This window comes from Polyangium sp. y55x31 (genome assembly GCF_029946505.1).
Lineage (GTDB): Bacteria > Myxococcota_A > Polyangia > Polyangiales > Polyangiaceae > Polyangium.
Window position 1 is genome coordinate 139,214 of record NZ_JARZHG010000001.1, and the last position, 19,582, is coordinate 158,795.

General features: G+C 70.7%; 1 protein-coding gene. It reads right to left on the reverse strand.

Features of this window, described 5'->3' with window-relative positions:
- Positions 1-5: 5 nt before the first annotated feature.
- Positions 6-19,553 (reverse strand): type I polyketide synthase, encoded by a 19,548-nt coding sequence (locus QHF84_RS00430; RefSeq protein ID WP_281311113.1) that lies wholly within the window; start codon positions 19,551-19,553, stop codon positions 6-8.
- Positions 19,554-19,582 lie beyond the last annotated feature (29 nt).

The window sequence follows — 19,582 nt, forward strand, 5'->3', positions numbered from 1 at the left end:
CGATTCTACTTCTCTTCCAGGAGGGAGCTCGCCGCGGCGATCAGCGCGTCGTCATCGAATGCCTCGAGGTCCGTGACCGCGACGCTCGGCGCCTCCTCGGCAGGACCCGGCTCGGCGAGCGACAAGAGCGCGTCGAGGAGGCCTCCCTTTCGCAACATCGAAATCGATACCCGTCCGAGGAGCTTTCGTATCTCCTGGTCACTCAAATCGCTCGCGCTCACGCTCGGCTCCTGCTTCTTCTCCTCGTGCAAGGCTTGCTGGAGCGTCTTGGCGAGGAACGCCGCCGCGCGGTGCGGAGACGGGTGATCGAATGCGAGCGTCGCCGGGAGCTTGACGCCCGTCGCGCGCTCGAGCCGGCGTCGCAGTTCGAGCGCCATGAGCGAATCGAGGCCGAGGTTCGTGAAGCCCGCGCGCGCGTCGATCGCGGCGCCGTCCGCGTGGCCGAGGACGGATCCCGTCACGTTTCGCACCAGCGTGACGAGACGCTCGAGCCGCTCTCGCTCCGTGAGCGGCTGGAGCTCGGTGAGGAGCTCGGGCTCGGAGCCCGCCTCCCGCCGGTCTTCCACGGGCGCTTCGAGGGCCTTTTGCGCTTCCGGAAGCTCGGCGAGCAGCGGTCGCGGGCGCGCCGCCGTGAACGACGGGACGAACCGCGTCCAGTTCACGTCGGCCACCGTGACGTTGGCCTCGTCGTGCTCGATGGCCTCCTGCATTGCCTGGAGCGCCCGGCCGATCGGCAAGGCTCCGATCCCGAGGCGGCGCAGCCGATCCTGGGTGACCTCGTCCGCGCCCATGCCGCGGCCCTCCCACAAGCCCCACGCAATGGACGTTCCCGCGAGCCCGAGACCACGCCGATGCTCGGCCAGCGCGTCGAGGAATGCATTCGCCGCCGCGTACGCGCCCTGATTGGCGCTGCCCCATACGCCGGCGATGGAGGCGAACATGACGAAAACGTCGAGCGGCCTCCCCGCAAAGACCTCGTGCACCCGCCACGCGCCGATCGCCTTGCCGGAGACCGCACCCGCGAATGCATCGAGGCTCGTCTCGACGAGCGGCTTTTGATGCGAGACGCCGGCCGCGTGGAAGACAGCGCGGATCGGCGTGCCTTCCGATTCGAGGCGATCGACGAGCGCGGAGAGCGCGCTGCGATCCTGCGTGTCGCAGGCAGCCAACGTCACACGCGCGCCGAGCCCTTCGAGCTCCGCGGCGAGGGAAGCGGCCCCAGGCGTGTCGCCGCCGCGGCGGCTCGTGAGCACGAGATGACGGGCGCCGTGCTTTGCGAGCCACCGCGCCACCTCGCTCCCGAGCGCGCCCGTGCCGCCCGTCACGAGCACGGCGCCGGACGGCTCGAATGCGCGCGCCGCCGTCGCATTCCCGAGCGGCGCGCGGACAAGGCGACGGACACGAATACCGTCCGAACGGAGCGCGAACTGATCCTCGCCGCCGCCGTGGCCGAGCACGGACACGAGCCGCGCGAGGACGCTCCCGTCGAGCCCTCTCGCCACATCGATGAGGCCTCCCACACGCGACGGGTGCTCCATCGAAATCGCCCGCCCGAGCCCCCATACGAGCGCTTGCTCGGGAGCCCGCAGCGGATCATTCGGCCCCGTGCTCACCGCGCCGCTCGTCACGAGCCAGAGCCGAACGTCGAGCTTTGCCTCGACAAACGCCTGGAGGAGCGTGAACGCCGACGCCGCGCAGCGCGGAAGCCCCGGCGCGGCCTCACGTGGCTCGCCGTCTTGCGGCACGAGCGACACGACGCCGCCCGGCGAAGCGCCCTGCCCCATGGCATTCGAGAGCGCCGCGGCGAGGGCCGCGACATCCATTGCATCGTCGGCGAGCCGCACGACGACGACCTCGGCGCCGCCGTCGACGAGGGCCCGCTCGACGGCGACCTCGAGCGGTGCCTTTTCGACGCCCGGCGGGACGACGAGCAGCCATCGCCCCTGGAGTCGATCCTTCGAATCGGACGTCCACGGCCTCCATGCAATCCTGTACCGGCAGGCGTCGAGTGCGTCCCGTTCACGGCTCTTGCCGTGGAACGTCGAGAGCGCGGGCAAGACAGCGGCGAGCGAGGCGCGCTGCGAATCGTCGACGAGGCCGAGCGATCCCGCGAGCGCCTCGACGTCCGCCCTCTCGACGGCCGCCCAGAAGCGTTGATCGATGGGCTGCGCCGTTGCCGGTCCACCCTCCGCGCCACGCGCCGCGCGCACGCTCGACCAATATCGCTCGCGCTGGAAAGCGTACGTCGGCAAAAGGACTTTACGTGCCGGCGGCAGCACGCGGGCCCAATCCACGGCAACCCCCTGCGCGTGGAGCTCCGCGAAGGCCGACAGCATCCGGTCGAACCCTCCCTCCTCGCGTTGCAAGGTGCCGATGACGACCCCGACCTCCTCGGCGGCATCGAGGCTCGCCTGCAAGGACAGGTTGAGGACGGGATGAGGACTCACCTCGATGAAGACCCGATGCCCCGTGTCGAGCAAGAGCCGCGTCGCCTCGGCAAACCGCACCGTGGAGCGCAGATTTCGATACCAGTACGCCGCATCGAACATGCCCTCCGAGGGCGCGCCCACGTCCACCGTCGAATGGAAGGGAAGGGTCGGTCGCCGTGGTGAAATGGGCGCGAGCGCCTCGAGGAGCTCCTCGCGGAGCGGATCCACCTGCGCGCAATGGGAGGCGAAATCGACGCGCACCTTGCGAGCGAAGATGCTGTCTTTTTCAAGCTCGGCGAGCAGCGCGTCGATCGCCGCCGTTTCGCCCGACACCACCGTCGAAGTCGGACCATTGATGGCGGCCACCTCGACGAGCCCGCCATGACGATGGAGCCGCTCGGCGAGCGCGCTCACGGGGAGCTCCACGGACGCCATGGCCCCGCGCCCTGCCACCTTCATGAGCGCGCGGCTGCGCAATGCCACGACCCGCGCGGCGTCTTCGAGGGAGAGGCCCCCCGCGACGTACGCGGCCGCCATTTCCCCCTGGCTATGCCCGACGACGGCGTCCGGCTCGACGCCAAACGAGCGCCACAAGGCGGCGAGCGATACCATCACGGCAAACAGGACGGGCTGGACGACGTCCATTCGATCCATCGACGGCGCCCCTGCCTCGCCGCGGAGGACCTGCCCGAGCGACCAATCGACATGCGGGGCGAGGGCACGCTCGCACGCCTCGATGGACGCGCGGAAAACGTCGGACGTTTCGAGGAGCGGCACGGCCATCCCGGCCCATTGTGATCCTTGCCCCGGGAACACGAAGACGACCCGGCCCGAGCCCGCCGCGCGCCCTTGCACGGCCCGGCGGTCGGGCCGCCCCGCGGCGAGCGCGTCGAGCGCCTCGCGCGCGCTCTCCCGCTCGCGCGCCACGATCGCGGCGCGGTGCTCGAGGTGGGCGCGGGTCGTCGCGAGCGAGAATGCCACGTCCGCGAGGTCCATCTCGGGGTGCGACGCGAGGTGGCCGGCGAGCCGCTCGGCCTGCATGCGCAGCGCCCGCTCCGTCTTGCCCGAGAGGGGCAGGACGAGCGAGCGTGACGGCGCCGTCGCAGGGAGAGGCGCGGTCTCGTATCCGAACGGCGCCTCCTCGATGATCACGTGCGCATTCGTGCCGCTCACGCCGAAGGAAGACACACCCGCGCGGCGGGGCCGCCCATTGCGTTTCCAGGGAACCGCCTCGGCGAGGATGCGCAAAGACCCCGAGGACCAATCGATGTGCTGCGAGAGCGGATCGGCGTGCAACGTCCTCGGCAGGAGGTCGTTTTGCATGGCGAGGACCATCTTGATGACCCCGCCCACGCCCGCGGCGGCCTGGGTATGGCCGATGTTCGACTTGAGCGTGCCGAGCCAGAGGGGCGCTTCGCTCGAATGGCTCCGCCCGTACACACCGAGTAGCGCCTCGGCCTCGATGGGATCGCCGAGGGGCGTGCCCGTTCCATGGGCCTCGATGGCGTCGATCTCCCCGGGCGAGAGCTTCGCGGCGGCGAGCGCCTGACGGATGACGCGGCGCTGGGAAGGACCATTGGGAGCCGTGAGGCCCTGGCTCCGTCCGTCTTGGTTCAATGCGGAGCTGCGGACGAGCGCCAGAATGGGATGATTGTTCCGAATCGCATCCGAGAGCCGTTCGAGCAGCAACATGCCCGCGCCCTCGCCCCATCCCGCGCCATTCGCGTCGGCCGAGAACGCGCGGCAGCGCCCGTCCGGCGACAGCGCCTTCATGCGAGCGAACACGAGGAGAGGCTCGGGCGTGGCGAACACCGTCGCGCCCCCCGCGAGGGCCAGGGAGCACTCGCCATTTCGCAGCGCCTGGCAGGCGAGGTGGATGGCCACGAGCGAGGAGCTGCACGCCGTGTCGACCGTCACGGTCGGCCCTTGCAGGCCGAACGTGTACGCGATTCGCCCCGAGGCGATCGCCGTCGACGTGCCCATCGCCGGATACGCGTCCTCGGCCTCGCGCGGGCCTGGCACGATGAGCTCGTAATCGTTGTAGCAAACGCCCACGAAGACGCCGGTCGGGCTCTCGTTCAGCGAGGTGACGTCGATCCCGGCGCGCTCGATCGCCTCCTGGCTCGTCTCGAGCATGAGACGCTGCTGCGGATCCAGATAGATTGCCTCGCGCGGGCTCAACCCGAAAAACCCTGGATCGAAGAGATCCGGTCGCCGGAGGAACCCTCCCTCCCGGACGTAGATTTTGCCCTTCGCTTCGGGATCGGGATCGTAGACCGCGTCCACGTCCCAGCCTCGATCGCTCGGGAACGGGCCGATGGCGTCCGTGCCCTCGCGCACGAGCCGCCAGAGGTCCTCCGGGCTCTCGACGCCGCCGGGATAACGACAACCGATACCGATGATCGCAATGGGCTCGTGCTCGCCCGTCGTCCCCGCTGCGGGGGACGGCGCGACCACGGGGGCGACGGCCTCTTCTTCGCCCAGGATCTCCGAGCGGAGGAGCTTCGCGAGGGCCGTGGGCGTCGGATGATCGAAGAGCAGCGTGGCCGGCAAACGCAGCCCGGTCTCCGCGCCGAGACGATTGCGCAGCTCGATGGCCATCAACGAATCGAGCCCGAGGTCCTGGAGCGGGCGATCCGGATCGACGGCCTGGCTCTTCGCGCCGAGGACGGCCGCGGCTTCCTTCCGGACGAGCTCGACGAGGACACGCTCGCGCTCCGGCTCCGACAACGAAACGAGGCGCTGCTTGATCGCCGTGGGGGCGGCGGAGGCTTCGGATGCGGCATTGCGACGCGGGGCCGCGCGAACGAGGCCCCGCAACATCTCCGGAATGCCATCGGCTTGCGCGCCGCTCGCGGCGACATCGATGTGCGCGCCGACGACGAGGGGCGCGTCCCAGCCAAGGGCCGCGTCGAGCAGGGCGAGCCCCTCTTCCTTGGAGAGAAGCGAAAAACCCCGCCGGCGCATGCGCTCCCGATCCGCCGTGGAGAGCCGCGCCGCCATGCCGCCCTCGGCCCACGGCCCGTAGGCGAGGGAGACAGCCCTTCGTCCGGAGGCCCGACGCCGCGCCGCGAGCGCGTCGAGGAAGGTATTCGCGGCGGCATAACTCGCTTGCCCGGCATTGCCGAGCAGCCCGGTGAGCGAGGAGAAGACGACGAACGCCGAAAGCTCATGCCCGAGCGTCAGCTCGTGCAGCGCGAGGGCCGCGTCGACCTTCGGGCGGAGGACGCGGCTCGTGCGCTCCGGCGTCAGCGAGAGGAGCACGCCGTCGTCGAGCACCCCGGCGGTATGAATGACCGCGGTGAGCGGGTGTTCGTCCGGAATTCCGTCGAGGAGCGCCTTCAAGGCATGACGATCGGAGACGTCGCAAGCGACGAGCGTGACGACGGCGCCGGCCGCGCGAAGGGCCTCGAGCAGCGCGCCTGCGCCCTTGGCCTCCGGGCCTCTCTGCGACACGAGCAGGAGGCGGTCGACGCCGCGTTTTTCCACGAGATGACGGGCGACCTCGGCCCCGAGCGCGCCCGTGCCGCCGGTCACGAGCACCGTTCCGCCAGGAGGGAAAGAAATGGGCGCGAGGTCGCGCGGGGCGCTCGCGCGGGCAAGGCGCGGGAGCCGGATCACACCGTCGCGCAGGACAAACTCGATTTCGCCCGTGGAGAGCGCGGCAGGCAAGGCGCGCAGGGACGGCTCACTCTCGTCGATGTCGACGATCGCGAGCACACGATCGGGGTGCTCGATCCGCGCGGTCCTGACGAGCCCCCAGAGCGGCGCATGCGCGAGGTCGAGCACGTCCTCGTCGGGCTGCGCCGCGACGGCGCGTTTCGTGAGGACCACGAGCGTGTGCTCCGCGAGGCGCGCGTCGGCGAGGATCGCCTGGAGCCACACGACGGCGCGGTTTGTCGCGGCATGAGCCTCGGCGGCGACGTCGACATCCGTCTCGGGCCGTGCTTCGACGCAGAAGAGGAGGTGCCGCGGGAGGTCGCCTCCCTGATCGAGGGCAGCGCGGAGCGAATCGACGTCGACGTAATGCGAAACGTGGTCGAATGCGCGCGAGAGCCGCGCCTGTTCCGCAGGGTCTACCGCGCCGAGCAGCGCGATCGAGGCCGGCGCCGGGCGCGGCGGGTGCGCCGGGGCCTGCGGCTCGACCCAGGAAACGACGAAGAGGTCTCGGCTCGTCGCTCCGGCGAGGAGACGCTCCTCCGGCGCGCGGCGATTCGTGAAGCCGTCGATGTGGGCGACCGGCGCGCCTTCGGCGTCCCAGAATGTGAGGTTGGCTCGACAAACCTCTGCTTCGGCCGGATTTTCGGTGAGGATCGCGTGCTCGACCCACGTCGGCACGGCGCGGCGTCCGTACCAGACGAACCGGTCGACGGCGAACGGCAAGCGCGTGATGCTCCGGCCTTCTGCGCTAAGTGTCGCGATCCATTGCGCGAACGCGAACCCGTTGTCGACGAGGCCTCCGGGCAGGGGCGCGTCGTCGCTCGGGACGCCTTCGGGGGCCTCGAACCGGCCGAGGCCGACCCTGTCGCGCGTGGCGTCGAGCCTGCGGAGCCACCACCATCGCGCGCCGAATTCGACGCTGGCCGTGCGGAGCATCGCGTCGAGCCGGGAAACCTCGTCGGGCGTGGCGTCGCCGGACGGCGGTGACAGGTTCGCGCGCGGCGACACGGCGCTCGGAGCGACGGGCGCGAGGACGGCCGTGACGTGCGTCGTCCATTCGTCGTCCTTCCGGGTGCACACGACGACCGAAAAGCCCGGAGCGTCCCCGCCGAGACGCGTGAGCTGGACATGCAGCGTCACGTGCTCGCTCGCGTGCGCGAACGCGAGGACCCGCGCGAAATGCACCTGCCGCAGCTCGATGGCCTGGTCGGGGTAATGCGATTCCGCGATGGCGAGCAGGATGGTTAGGTAAAACGCACCCGCAATGACGATACGGCCGTACACGACATGATCGGTGAGGTACGGCTGCACGCCCGGCCCGATGTCGACGGTATGGAGGACGGAGCCATCGGGGAGGTCGGTGCGAACGCCGGAGAGAGGGTATCGGCCCGCGGGGGCTCCGAGGCTCGTGAGCCTGCCCCGGGGCCTTTCGATCCAGTGGCGCTCGCGCTGGAATGCATACGTCGGGAGGGCGACGAGGCGCCGCGAGATCGGCGCGAAGAAGGCCTGCCAGTCGACGGCGTGGCCATGGACGAAGAGGCCGGCGAGCGCCGCGACGAGCGAGCGCGTCTCGGAGGTGTCCTTGCGGAGCGCCGGGAAAAATGTGGCCCGCGCGCCCGCGTCGGCGGACAGGCAATCCGGACCGAGCCCGCACAGGACGCCGCGCGGGCCGAGCTCGAGGAAGCTCGATACGCCGTCGGCCTCGAGGGTCTTCATGCCGTCGAGCCATCGGACGGCGTGGCGTACGTGACGAACCCAGTATGCCGGGCTCGTGAGTTCCTCCTCGGTGGCTCGTTTGCCCGTGACGTCGGAGATGATGGGAAGGGACGGGGGCGCGAGGCGAATGCCCTCCACGACGCGCTGGAAAGCGTCGAGCATGGGGGCCATTCGCGGAGAGTGGAATGCGTGGGAGACGGCGAGGCGCGTGGCCTTGCGTCCGAGGGCCGTCACCTTTGCAGCGATGGCGAGCGCCGCGTCCTCGTCGCCCGCGATGACGGTGGCGGCGGGGCCATTGAGCGAAGCGATGTCGACGCGCCCCTGATGCTCGACGAGGAGAGGGAGGACCTCGGCCTCGGAGGCCTGCAAAGAGATCATCGCGCCGCCGGGCGGGAGCTCTTGCATGAGCCTGGCGCGGGCGGCGACGACGGCGCAGGCATCTTCGAGCGTCATCACGCCCGCGACGTGCGCCGCGACGATCTCGCCGATGGAGTGGCCCCAAAGAACGTCGGGCCGGAGCCCCCAGGAGGTGACGAGCGCGTGGAGGGCGACCTCGAGGGCAAAGAGGGCCGGCTGCGTGTAAAGGGTCTGATCGAGCAGCGCCGCGTCGGTGGAGCCTTCCGGAGCGAAAAGCACGTCGAGGAGCGGGCGGTCGAGCAAGGTATCGAAATGCGCGCAGCAGGCCTCGAGCGCATCCCGGAACACGGGATGGGCTTCGGAGAGCTGCTTGCCCATGCGGGGGTGCTGGCTGCCCTGGCCCGTGAAGAGGAATGCGAGCTTGCGAGGCTTTCGATGCTCCCCGAACGTCACGCCCGCCGGGCGCTCGGCGCGCGCGATGGCTCCGAGCGTCTCGACGAGGGTGCTCCGCTCTTCTGCGACGACCGCGGCCCTGTACTCGAAATGGGTGCGGCCGTTCGCGAGAGAATGGGCGACGTCGGCGAGCGCGAGCTCCGGATGGGCCTCGACGTGATCACGGAGCCGCGCGGCCTGCTCTTGCAGCGCCCCCAGCGTCTTGCCCGAGAGCAGCAAGGGAAGCGGCCGCGAGGCCTTCGAGGACGCGGGCGCGGGCGGGAGCTCCTCGGCGGGAGGCTCCTCCAGAATGACGTGCGCATTGGTGCCGCTGAGGCCAAAGGCCGAGACGGCGGCCCTGCGGGGACGCCCATCGGCGCGCCGCGGCCAAGGCGTGAGGGTATCCACGACGCGGACCGGGAGAGAATCCCAGTCGATATGGGGGTTTCGCGGCGTCGTGTGGAGCGTGGGTGGCAACACGCCATGACGAAGCGCGGCGATCATCTTGACGACGCCCGTGATGCCCGCGGCAGACTCGAGGTGGCCGACGTTCGTCTTGACGGCGCCGAGGAGGAGCGGCTCCTCCTTGGAGCGCCCCGCGCCATACACGGCGGAGAGCGCCTGGACCTCGATGGGATCGCCGAGCGACGTACCCGTGCCGTGGCATTCGATGACGTCGACGTCCGAAGGCGCGAGGCGAGCGTCGTCGAGCGCGGCGCGGAGTACCTTTTGCTGCGAGGTCCCATTCGGCGCCGTGATGCCGCTGCTCGCGCCGTCATGATTGACCGCGCTGCCGCGAAGGACGGCGAGGATGTTCCTGCCGTGCCGCCGCGCGTCGGCGAGGCGCTCAAGCGCGAGGACGACGACGCCCTCGCCGCGGCCATAACCATCCGCGGCCGCGGAGAACGTCTTCGAGCGGCCGTCGGGCGCGAGCGCGCGTGTGCGGGAGAGGAGAACGAACGGCTCGGGCGCGGCGATCACCTGCACGCCGGCCGCGAGCGCCGTGTCGCATTCGCCGTTGCGCAGCGCTCGGCAGGCGAGATGGAGGGCGACGAGGGAGGACGAGCACGCGGTGTCCACCGACAACGCGGGCCCCTGCAATCCGAGGGTGAACGCGACACGGCCGGCAGCGAAGCACGCGTTCGTCCCGAGGACGGTATAAGCCTCCACGTCGGGAGCGCCTGCGTGGAGCAGGCCGTAATCGCCGGCTCCGATGCCGACGAAGACACCCGTCTTCGAGTCCTTGAGCTCCCCCGGCCGCCGTCCCGCGTCCTCGAGCGCCTCCCACGAGGCCTCGAGCAGGAGCCGGTGCTGCGGATCGATGTTCTTCGCCTCACGCGGGCTGATCCCGAAGAACGATGCGTCGAAGAGGTCGATCCGGTCGAGCAGCGCGGCCTCCCGGACGTAGCTCTTGCCGCTCTGCTCCGGGTTTGGATCGTAAAACGCCCCGACGTCCCAGCGATCGGCGGGGATCTGCGCGACGGCGTCGTCCCCCGCGGCGAGGAAGCGGAAAAACGTCGAGAGGTCCACACCACCGCCCGGCAGTCGGAGCCCGATCCCGATGATCGCAATGGGCTCGTCATTCGACGACGAGACCGTCTCCGCGGTCGCGTCCACGGCCTGTGGGGCCGTTTGTCCGAGCGACGCAGCGAGGCCATCCAGCAGGAAGAGGGCGACGTGATGGGGCGACGGATGATCGAAGGTCAGCGTGACGGGGAGCGGAAGGCCCGTGACCAACCTGAGCCTGCGTCGCAGCTCGACGGCCATGAGCGAGTCGACGCCGAGATCCATGAAGCCGGCGCGCGTATCGAGGGCCTCCGCGTCGGCGTGGCCGAGCACGGCCGCCGTCTCGACGAGCACGAGGCGAACCATCCGCTCGACACGCTCGTGCGCGGGGAGCGGACGGAGCGCCGCGCAAAGCACAGACGGCTCGTCGCTCGCAGTCCCGCGTGCAGGCTCCGTCGCGAGCGCTGCGCGCGCGTCCGGCAGATCGTCGAGCCATGCGCGCGTGCGCGCGGCCGCGAACAACGGCGCGAACACCGGCCAATCGATGTCGGCCACCGTGACGGCAGCATCGTCCGAGCGGAGCGCCCGATCGAGGCAGAAGAGCGCCAGCGGCGGCGCCATCGGCCGCACCCCCCGGCGCTCCATGAAGCTCCGCGCGGCCTCGTCGGACGCCATCCCGCTCCCGTCCCACATTCCCCACGCAATGGACGTCCCTGCCAAACCTCGCTGGCGGCGGTGCTCCATCAGCGCGTCGAGGAACGTGTTTGCCGCCGCGTACGCAGCTTGATGCGCGCTCCCCCATACACCGGCAATCGAGGAGAACACGACGAACGCATCGAGCGCCCTCTCCGAGAGAAGCTCGTGCAGGTGCAACGCCCCCGCGGCCTTGCCAGAGACGATGCTCGCGAGCTCCGCCGACGCCACCGCCGCGAACGGCGCGAGCTTCACGACCCCGGCCGTGTGGAAGACGGCGCGGATCGACGAACCCGCTGCATCGAGCGCTTCGACGAGCGCCGCCACCGAGCCGCGATCGGCGACGTCGCACGCAGCGAGCGTCACGCGCGTGCCGAGCGCGCCGAGCTCCGCTGCGAGCTCCGCCGCGCCGGGCGCCTCTCCGCCGCGACGGCTCGCGAGCACGAGGTGCGTCGCGCCACGCTTCGCGAGCCAGCGCGCCACCTCGGCGCCGAGCGCGCCCGTGCCGCCGGTGATCAGGATCGTCCCGCGCGGCTCGTACGACGAGCGGCTCGTGTCGTCCTCGCGAGATGCGCGCGTGATCCGGCGCGCATAACGGCCGCTCGATCGCAACGCGATCTCCGTCTCGCCGTTCTGTGCGACCAACGCCCCCGCGAGCCGCGCGCGCCCTCGCTCGTCGAGCGGCCCCGCCACATCCACGAGCCCTCCCCAGCGCTCGGGATGCTCGAGCCCAAAGACGCGCCCGAGCCCCCACGAGAGCGCTCCGAGCGGACGTTCGCATCGATCGGAGCGCCCCACACGAACCGCGCCCGACGTGACGACCCACAGCGGCGCCTGCACACTCACGTCGAGGAGCGCCTGCGCGAGCGAGAGCGTCCTCACGAGCCCCCGCGGCATCGCCGCCTGCCCCTCGGAAGGCGCCTCGTCGAGGCTCAGGAGCGAGACGACGCCGGCAAACACGACGCCCGCGGAGCTCACCTCCGTGATGCGCGCGGAGAGCGTGCGTCGATCCACGTCGCCGTCCCCGAGGACCAAACGAACCACCTCGCCGCCGTGCTCGCGGAGCGCGCGCTCCACCGCCTCGGCGAGGGAAGATCGCGCGCCTTCGTCGCCCACGACCACGAGCCACGTCCCTCGTGTTTCGCTCGGGCCGGCATCGGGCAGCGGCTTCCACGTCACGTGGTAACGAAGCGCGAGCGCCGCGTCCTTCTCCGCTTGCGTGCGACGCCACCGTCGGAGCGATGGCAACGCGGCCGCGAGCGACGCCTGCTGCGTGGCCTCGTCGACCCCCAGCAAGGCATGGACCGCGTCGGCATCCTCGCTCTCGACGGCGTCCCAGAAGCGCGCCTCGACAGCAGAGGGCTCACCGGCGCCACTCGCTGCAAGCGCGCGTGACGGTGTGGTGAGCCAGTACCGATCGTGCTGGAACGCGTACGTCGGGAGCACGACGCGGCGCGGCGCGTACGGCGCGAAAAACGCCTGCCAGTCGACGAGGCTACCGCGCGCAAAAATCCCGCCGAGCGCTGCGGCGAGCGCACGCGTCTCCGGCGTGCCTCTGCGAAGCGCTGGGATGAACACGACGCGCTCGTCGGCGCCGTCGAGAAGACAATCCGGCCCCAGGCCGGAGAGCGTTCCTTTGGGCCCGAGCTCGAGGAAGTTCGTCACGCCAGCCGCTTCGAGCGACCGTACGCCTTCGAACCAACGGACGACGTGGCGGACGTGACGAACCCAGTACTCGGGGTTGCAAAGCTCCTCGTCGGTCGCGAGCTTGCCCGTCACGTTGGAGATGATCGGGAGGGTGGGCCGGTTCGCGCGCACGCCCTGGAGAACGCGGCGGAAGGCGTCGAGCATCGGGGCGATCCGGGGCGAATGGAACGCATGCGAGACGACGAGGCGTGTCGTCTTTCGCCCGAGGGCGATCGCTCGTTCGGCGACGGCCGTCACGGCGTCCTCGTCGCCTGCGATCACCGTCGACATCGGCCCGTTGAGCGCTGCGATGTCGACACGACCGCCATGCGCGTCGAGCCAGGGCAGCACCTCGGCCTCGGACGCCTGAAGCGCGATCATGGCGCCGCCGGCGGGCAGCTCTTGCATGAGCCGCCCCCGCGCCGCGACGATCGTGCATGCGTCCTCGAGCGAGAACACGCCCGCGACGTGAGCGGCGGAGAGCTCGCCGATCGAATGACCGGAGAGCAGGTCCGGACGAACACCCCAGGAAGAGACGAGCCTGTAGAGCGCAACCTCGACGGCGAACAGCGCGGGCTGGGCGAACGCGGTCTGATCGAGTCGCGCGGCGTCCGCGGACCCCTCCGGCGCGAAGAGCACCTCGCGCAGCGGGCGATCGAGGCTCCGATCGAAGAAGGCCGCGCATGCATCGAACGCGTCCCGGAACACCGGGTACGCCTCGTAGAGCTGCTTGCCCATGCCCGCGTGCTGGCTGCCCTGCCCCGTGAAGAGGACGGCGAGCTTCCCCGCCCGGCGGCTGTCCCCGAACGTGACGCCCGCCGGCCGCTCCGCGCGCGCGATCGCTCCGAGCGTGCCGACGAGCGCGTCGCGGTCCTCGGCCACCACCGCGGCCCTGTAGGCGAAATGCGTACGGCTGTTCGCCAGCGAGTGTGCGACGTCGAGGAGCGGTTCGTCCTGTCGTGTCGCGAGGTGCTCGCCGAGTCGCGCGGCCTGCGCGCGCAAAGCTTCGACACTCGCGCCGGAGATCAAGAAGGGAAGCGGCGCAACGTCCGCGACGGCCGCGCGGAGCGCGGGCACGTCTTCGGCGGGAGGCTCTTCGAGGATCACATGAGCGTTCGTGCCGCTCAGGCCAAACGCCGAGACGGCGGCCCTGCGCGGACGCCCCTCGGTGCGTCGCGGCCACGGTGTGAGGGCATCGGTCACACGAACGGGGAGCGCATCCCAGTCGATGTGAGGATTGCGCGGCGTCGTGTGCAACGTCGGCGGCAGTGCGTCATGGCGCAAGGCCGAGAGGACCTTCGCGACACCCGCGAGACCGGCGGCGGATTCGAGGTGCCCGAGGTTCGATTTGACGGCCCCGAGGAGGAGCGGCTGCTCCTTGGGACGTCCCTGGCCATACACCGCGGAGAGCGCCTGGACCTCGATCGGATCCCCGAGCGAGGTCCCCGTTCCGTGGCACTCGACGACGTCGATGTCCGCGGGCGAGAGCCCTGCGTCCTCGAGCGCGGCGCGCAGCACCTTCTGCTGGGAGGTGCCGTTCGGCGCGGTCAGCGCGCTGCTCGCGCCGTCATGGTTGACGGCGCTCCCGCGGACGACCGCGAGGATCGTCCTGCCATGCTCGCGCGCGTCCGAGAGCCGCTCCAGGGCGAGCACCACGACGCCCTCGCCGCGGCCGTATCCATCGGCCTTCGCGGAGAACGGCTTGCTGCGACCGTCGGGCGCGAGCGCGCGCGTGCGCGACAACAAGACGAAGCTCTCCGGCGCAGCCATCACCTGCACGCCCGCGGCGAGCGCGACGTCGCACTCGCCGCTCCGCAACGCGCGGCACGCGAGATGGAGCGCCACGAGCGACGACGAGCACGCCGTGTCCACCGAAAGCGCTGGCCCCTGAAGCCCCAGGATGAACGCGATGCGTCCCGCGGCGAACGATGCGTGCGTCCCGAGGAGCGCGTGCGCGTCCGCGTTCTGCACACCGTCCTGGAGCCGCTCGTACTCGCTCGGCCCCATCCCGACGAAGACGCCGGTGCGCGAATCTTTAAGGTCGAACGGTTTTACGCCGGCATCCTCCAGCGCTCGCCACGTTGCTTCGAGCAGGAGCCGGTGCTGGGGATCGAGGCTCTTCGCCTCGCGCGGGCTCAGGCCGAAGAACGCCGCGTCGAACCGATCGACCCGCTCGACGAACGCGGCCTCCTTCACGTAGCTCTTGCCGATCGCGTCCGGATCGGGATCGTAAAACCCTTCGAGCCCCCACCGGTTCGTCGGGACCGACGCGAGGGTATCCTCGGCGCGCGACAGGACACCGAAGAGGGTCGAAAGATCGACGCTGCCACCGGGCAGGTCGAGCCCGACACCCACGATGGCGATCGGCTCGTCGTCGGCCCTCGGCGTCGTGCGGACCTCCGCAGCGTCGGCGAGCACGCGACGGGGCGCACCAAGCGCGTCCGATAGTTTGTCCAACAAGAATCGGGCGACGTGGTCCGGCGACGGATGGTCGAACGCCAGCGTCGCGGGCAAGCTCACCCCCGTCGCGCGACGAAGCCGCTGCCGGAGACCGACCGCCATGAGCGAGTCGAGCCCGAGATCCATGAAGCCCGACAGCGGGTCGAGCCGCTGCGCGCTCTTGTGCCCGAGGACGATCGCCGTTTCTTGGAGCACCAACGAGACGAGCCGCGCCTTGCGTTCATGTTCTCCAACGGAGCGGAGCTCGAGCAGCAGATCCCCCGCGGCGCTCGCGCTGGCGGCGGACGTCGAAGGAGCATCCATCGCCGCCGACGCCTCGGGCATGCCGGCGAGGAGCGCACGCGGGCGTGCGGCCGCGAACCACGGAGCGAACCGCGACCAATCGATGTCGGCGACGACGATGGCGGACTCGCCATGCTCGAGCGAACGTTGCATCGCGCGCAGCGCGTCAACCGGCGCCATGGCGCGGAAGCCGCGGCGGCGGAGGTGCTCTTGCACGGAGGCCTCGGCGGCCATGCCCGCGCCGCCCCACATGCCCCACGCGATGGAGAGGCCCGTGAGGCCACTCCCCACGCGGTGCTCGACGAGCGCATCGAGAAACGCGTTCGCGGCGGCGTACGCGCCCTGATGACCGTTCCCGAGAACACCGGCGACCGAAGAGAACACGACGAACGCGTCGAGTGGAGCCGCAGCGAGCGCCTCGTGCAGATGCCACGCGCCCGCCGCCTTGCCCGCGACGATCCGCCGGAGCTCCTCCGCGTTCGTCTCTGCAAACGCTGTGTCGTTCGTGACGCCTGCCGCGTGAAACACGGAGCGGATGGGCGTCTGCTCCGCGTCGAGACGCCGGACGAGCGCGTCGACCTCCGCGCGCTCGGCGACGTCACAAGCAACGAGGGTCACCTTCGCGCCGAGCGCCTCGAGCTCCGCGCCGAGCTCGCGCGCGCCCGGGGCATCCGCTCCGCGGCGGCTCGTGAGCACGATGTGCTCGGCGCCGAGCCTCGCGAGCCACCGCCCCACCTCGCTGCCGATCGAGCCGGTCCCTCCCGTGACGAGGACGGTCCCGCGCGGACGAAACGCAGGCCTCTCCGCCTCGTCCTGGCGAGGCGCGCGGCCGAGCCGGCACGCATAGGTTGCGCTCCGACGCACGGCGATCTGATCCTCGCCTCCGCTGCCGAACAACGCGGCCACGAGGCGCGCGCGTCCTGCAGCGTCGAGCGGGCCGGCGATGTCGACGAGCCCACCCCAGCGCTCGGGATGTTCCAGGGCAAACACACGCCCGAGCCCCCACGAGAGGGCCTGCACCGGGTGCATCAACCGATCCGATCGGCCGATGCTGACGGCTCCGCTCGTCACGAAAAAGAGTGGCGCTTCGAGCCCGATGTCTCCGAGCGCTTGCGCGAGGGCGAGCGCACGAATCGACCCGAGCGAGAGGGCGGCCTCGCCGAACGCAGGCCGCTCGTCGAGCGAGAGCAGCGAGAACACCGCCCGCGGCGGCGCCGCGTCGGACCGGCCCGCGCGCAAGCTCGCGGCGATCCGTTCGCGATCGGCATCCGCGTCGGAGAGCACGATGCTCTCGACACGAACGCCCCGCTCCTCCAGCGCTTCACGAAGGATCGTCTCGACGGAGCACGCCCGTTCGTGCTCCCCGAGGACGAGCCAGCACGTGCCTTCGAGGGCCCGCACCTCCGGGGGATCGAGGGGCTTCCATTCAATTCTGTATCGGAGGGAATCGAGCGCGGACTGCTCGCGGAGCCTTTGCCGCCACCTCGACAGGACGGAGACCGTCGTATCGAGCGCCAAGCGCTCGCCGCCGTCGTCCACCCCGAGGACGGCCGAAACACGCCCGAAATCGCCGCGCTCGACCGCCTCCCAGAAACCCGCCTCGTCGAGCGAATGCGCGCTCCCGCGCGGGAGGTCCTGCGCCGCGGTCCCCTCCAGCCAGTATCGCTCGCGCTGGAATGCGTACGTGGGCAGAGCGACGGGGCGCGCGGAGAGCGGCGCAAAAAACGCCGCCCAGTCCACGTCGACGCCGCGGGCGAAGAGCCCCGCGAGCGCCGAAAGCAAGGTCTGCACCCCATCGGCGTTCTTGCGGAGCGCCGGAAAAAACGCCGCCGCGCTCTCCTCCCCTTCCTCGGACAAACAGGCAGGGCCGAGCCCGCTCAAGACGCCCTGCGGGCCGAGCTCGAGGTACGTCCCCACCCCTTCGGCCTCCAACGTTCGCATGCCGTCGTGCCACCGCACGGCGCGCCTCGCGTGCGCGACCCAGTATTCGGCGCTGCAAAGCTCTTCGGCGGTCGCACGTTTCCCCGTCACGTTCGAGACGAGGGGGATCCGAGGGGCTCGAAATTCGAGGCCACGCACGGCGCGACGGAAGGCTTCGAGCATCGCGTCCATGCGAGGCGAATGGAAGGCGTGCGAGACCGAGAGCCGTGTCGTTTTACGCCCCATGGCGCGCACGATCGCCTCGACGGCGAGCACGGCGTCTTCGTCCCCGGCGATGACGGTGGCCTCGGGGCCATTCTGCGCCGCGATGTCCACGCGGCCGCCGTGCGCCGGGAGCCACGCGAGGACCTCCTGCTCGGTCGCCTGCAATGCGACCATGGCGCCTCCTTCGGGCAGCGCACCCATGAGACGCGCCCGCGCGGCGACGAGCGCGCAGGCATCGTCGAGGGAAAACACCCCCGCGACGTGCGCGGCGACGATCTCGCCGATGGAGTGTCCGGCGAGCACGTCGGGCTTCACGCCCCACGACGCGAGCAGCGCGTAAAGCGAAACCTCCAGCGCGAACAGCGCCGGCTGCGTGTATTGCGTCCTGTGCAGCGCGCCGCGATCCCCGGGCGCGTCGTTCGCGAGGACGAGCGCCGAGAGCGGCTCGTCGAGCAGCCCATCGAAGCGGCTGCACACGGCGTCGAACGTCTCGCGATACACGGGATACGTCTCGTAGAGCGCCCGCCCCATGCCGGCGTACTGGCTGCCCTGCCCGGTGAATAGCAGCGCGAGCTTTCCTGCGCGGCGACGTTGATCGGAGACGAGGCCCGGCGAGCGCTCGCCCCGCGCGAGGGCCGAGAGCGCATCACCCAGCGAACGACGGTCCTCCGCGATCACGACCGCCCTGTGCTCGAAATGGGTGCGGCGCGTCGCGAGCGAATACGCGACGTCGGTCAGGCTCGACGCCGGGTGCGCCTCGACGTGCTCACCGAGCCGCGCGGCCTGCGCCTTCAGCGCCGCAGCGCTCCGCCCCGAAACGAGGAAAGGCAGCCACGCGGGCTCCTTCGCGCGGCCCGCGTCGGCTTTGGCGGGGGCCTCCTCGAGGAGGACGTGGGCATTCGTGCCGCTCAATCCGAACGAGGACACCCCGCCGAGCCTGCGGTTGCCCACGGGCGACCAGGGGATCGATTCGGCGAGGGGCGCAAGAGGCGTCCCCGCGATCCGGACACGCGGATTCAGGTGGCGCAGGTGCAAATTGGGGGGCAGCCGGCGCTGACCGAGGGCGAGCACGACCTTGATGAACCCGGCGATCCCCGCGGCCGCTTCGAGATGCCCGATGTTCGTCTTGAGCGCCCCGAGCCACAGCCGCGATCCATCCTTTCGCTCCGCGCCGAAGACGCTGCGGATCGCGTCCGTCTCGATGGGATCACCGAGGGACGTCCCCGTGCCGTGGCATTCGATGAAGCCCACCTCGTGCGGCTCGACGCGCGCATTGCGCAAGGCGTCGCGGAGCAGCGCCTCCTGCGCGAGCACGTTCGGCGCCGTGAGCCCCGTCGAGCGCCCATCTTGATTCACGGCCGACCCACGCACGAGGGCCAGGATCGTGTCGCCGTCGCGCTGCGCATCGGAGAGGCGCTTCAAGACGACGACGCCGGCGCCCTCGCCACGCACGAATCCATTGGCCGATGCGTCGAACGTCTTGCAGCGGCCCTCGGGCGAGAGCGCCTGCAAGAGCGCGACCGCCGCCGTCGTCCGCTCCGAGAGAATGAGGTTGACCCCGCCCGCGAGCGCGAGATCGATCTCGCCGTCCCGCAGGCTCTGGCACGCGAGATGAACGGACACGAGGGAGCTCGAGCACGCCGTGTCCACCGTGACCGCGGGACCGCGCAGGCCGAGCACATACGAAAGCCTGCCCGCGGCCGTGCTGGCGAGGTTCCCCGTGAAATCTCCCGCGTCGCGCTCCTCGATCGGCCGCAGGCGCAAGCGCTGCCGATAATCGGTGAAGCACAACCCGACGTACACGCCCGTCCTCGAGCCGTGCAATCGTTCAGGGACGAATCCAGCGTTTTCGAGCGCCTCCCAGCTCACTTCGAGCAGCAAGCGTTGCTGGGGATCGAGGCTCTGCGCCTCGCGCGGCGAGATGCCAAAGAACGCAGCGTCGAATCGATCGGGCTCGTCGTCGAGCAGCCCCGCCCACCGCGGCACGCCCTCGGGCCAGGGACCGAGCAGACGGCTCTCCGGCACCTCGCGGATCATGTCGGCGCCGGCGGCCATCGTGGCCCAGAACGTCTCCGGGCTCCGCCCGCCGGGGAACCTGCAACCGATACCGACGACGGCGATCGGCTCGTGCGCCCTTGCCTCCAGCTCTGCGATGCGGCTCTTTGCGTTCCGGAGAGCGGTGAGCACCCGCTGGGGGTCCAATACCCCCGGACCAG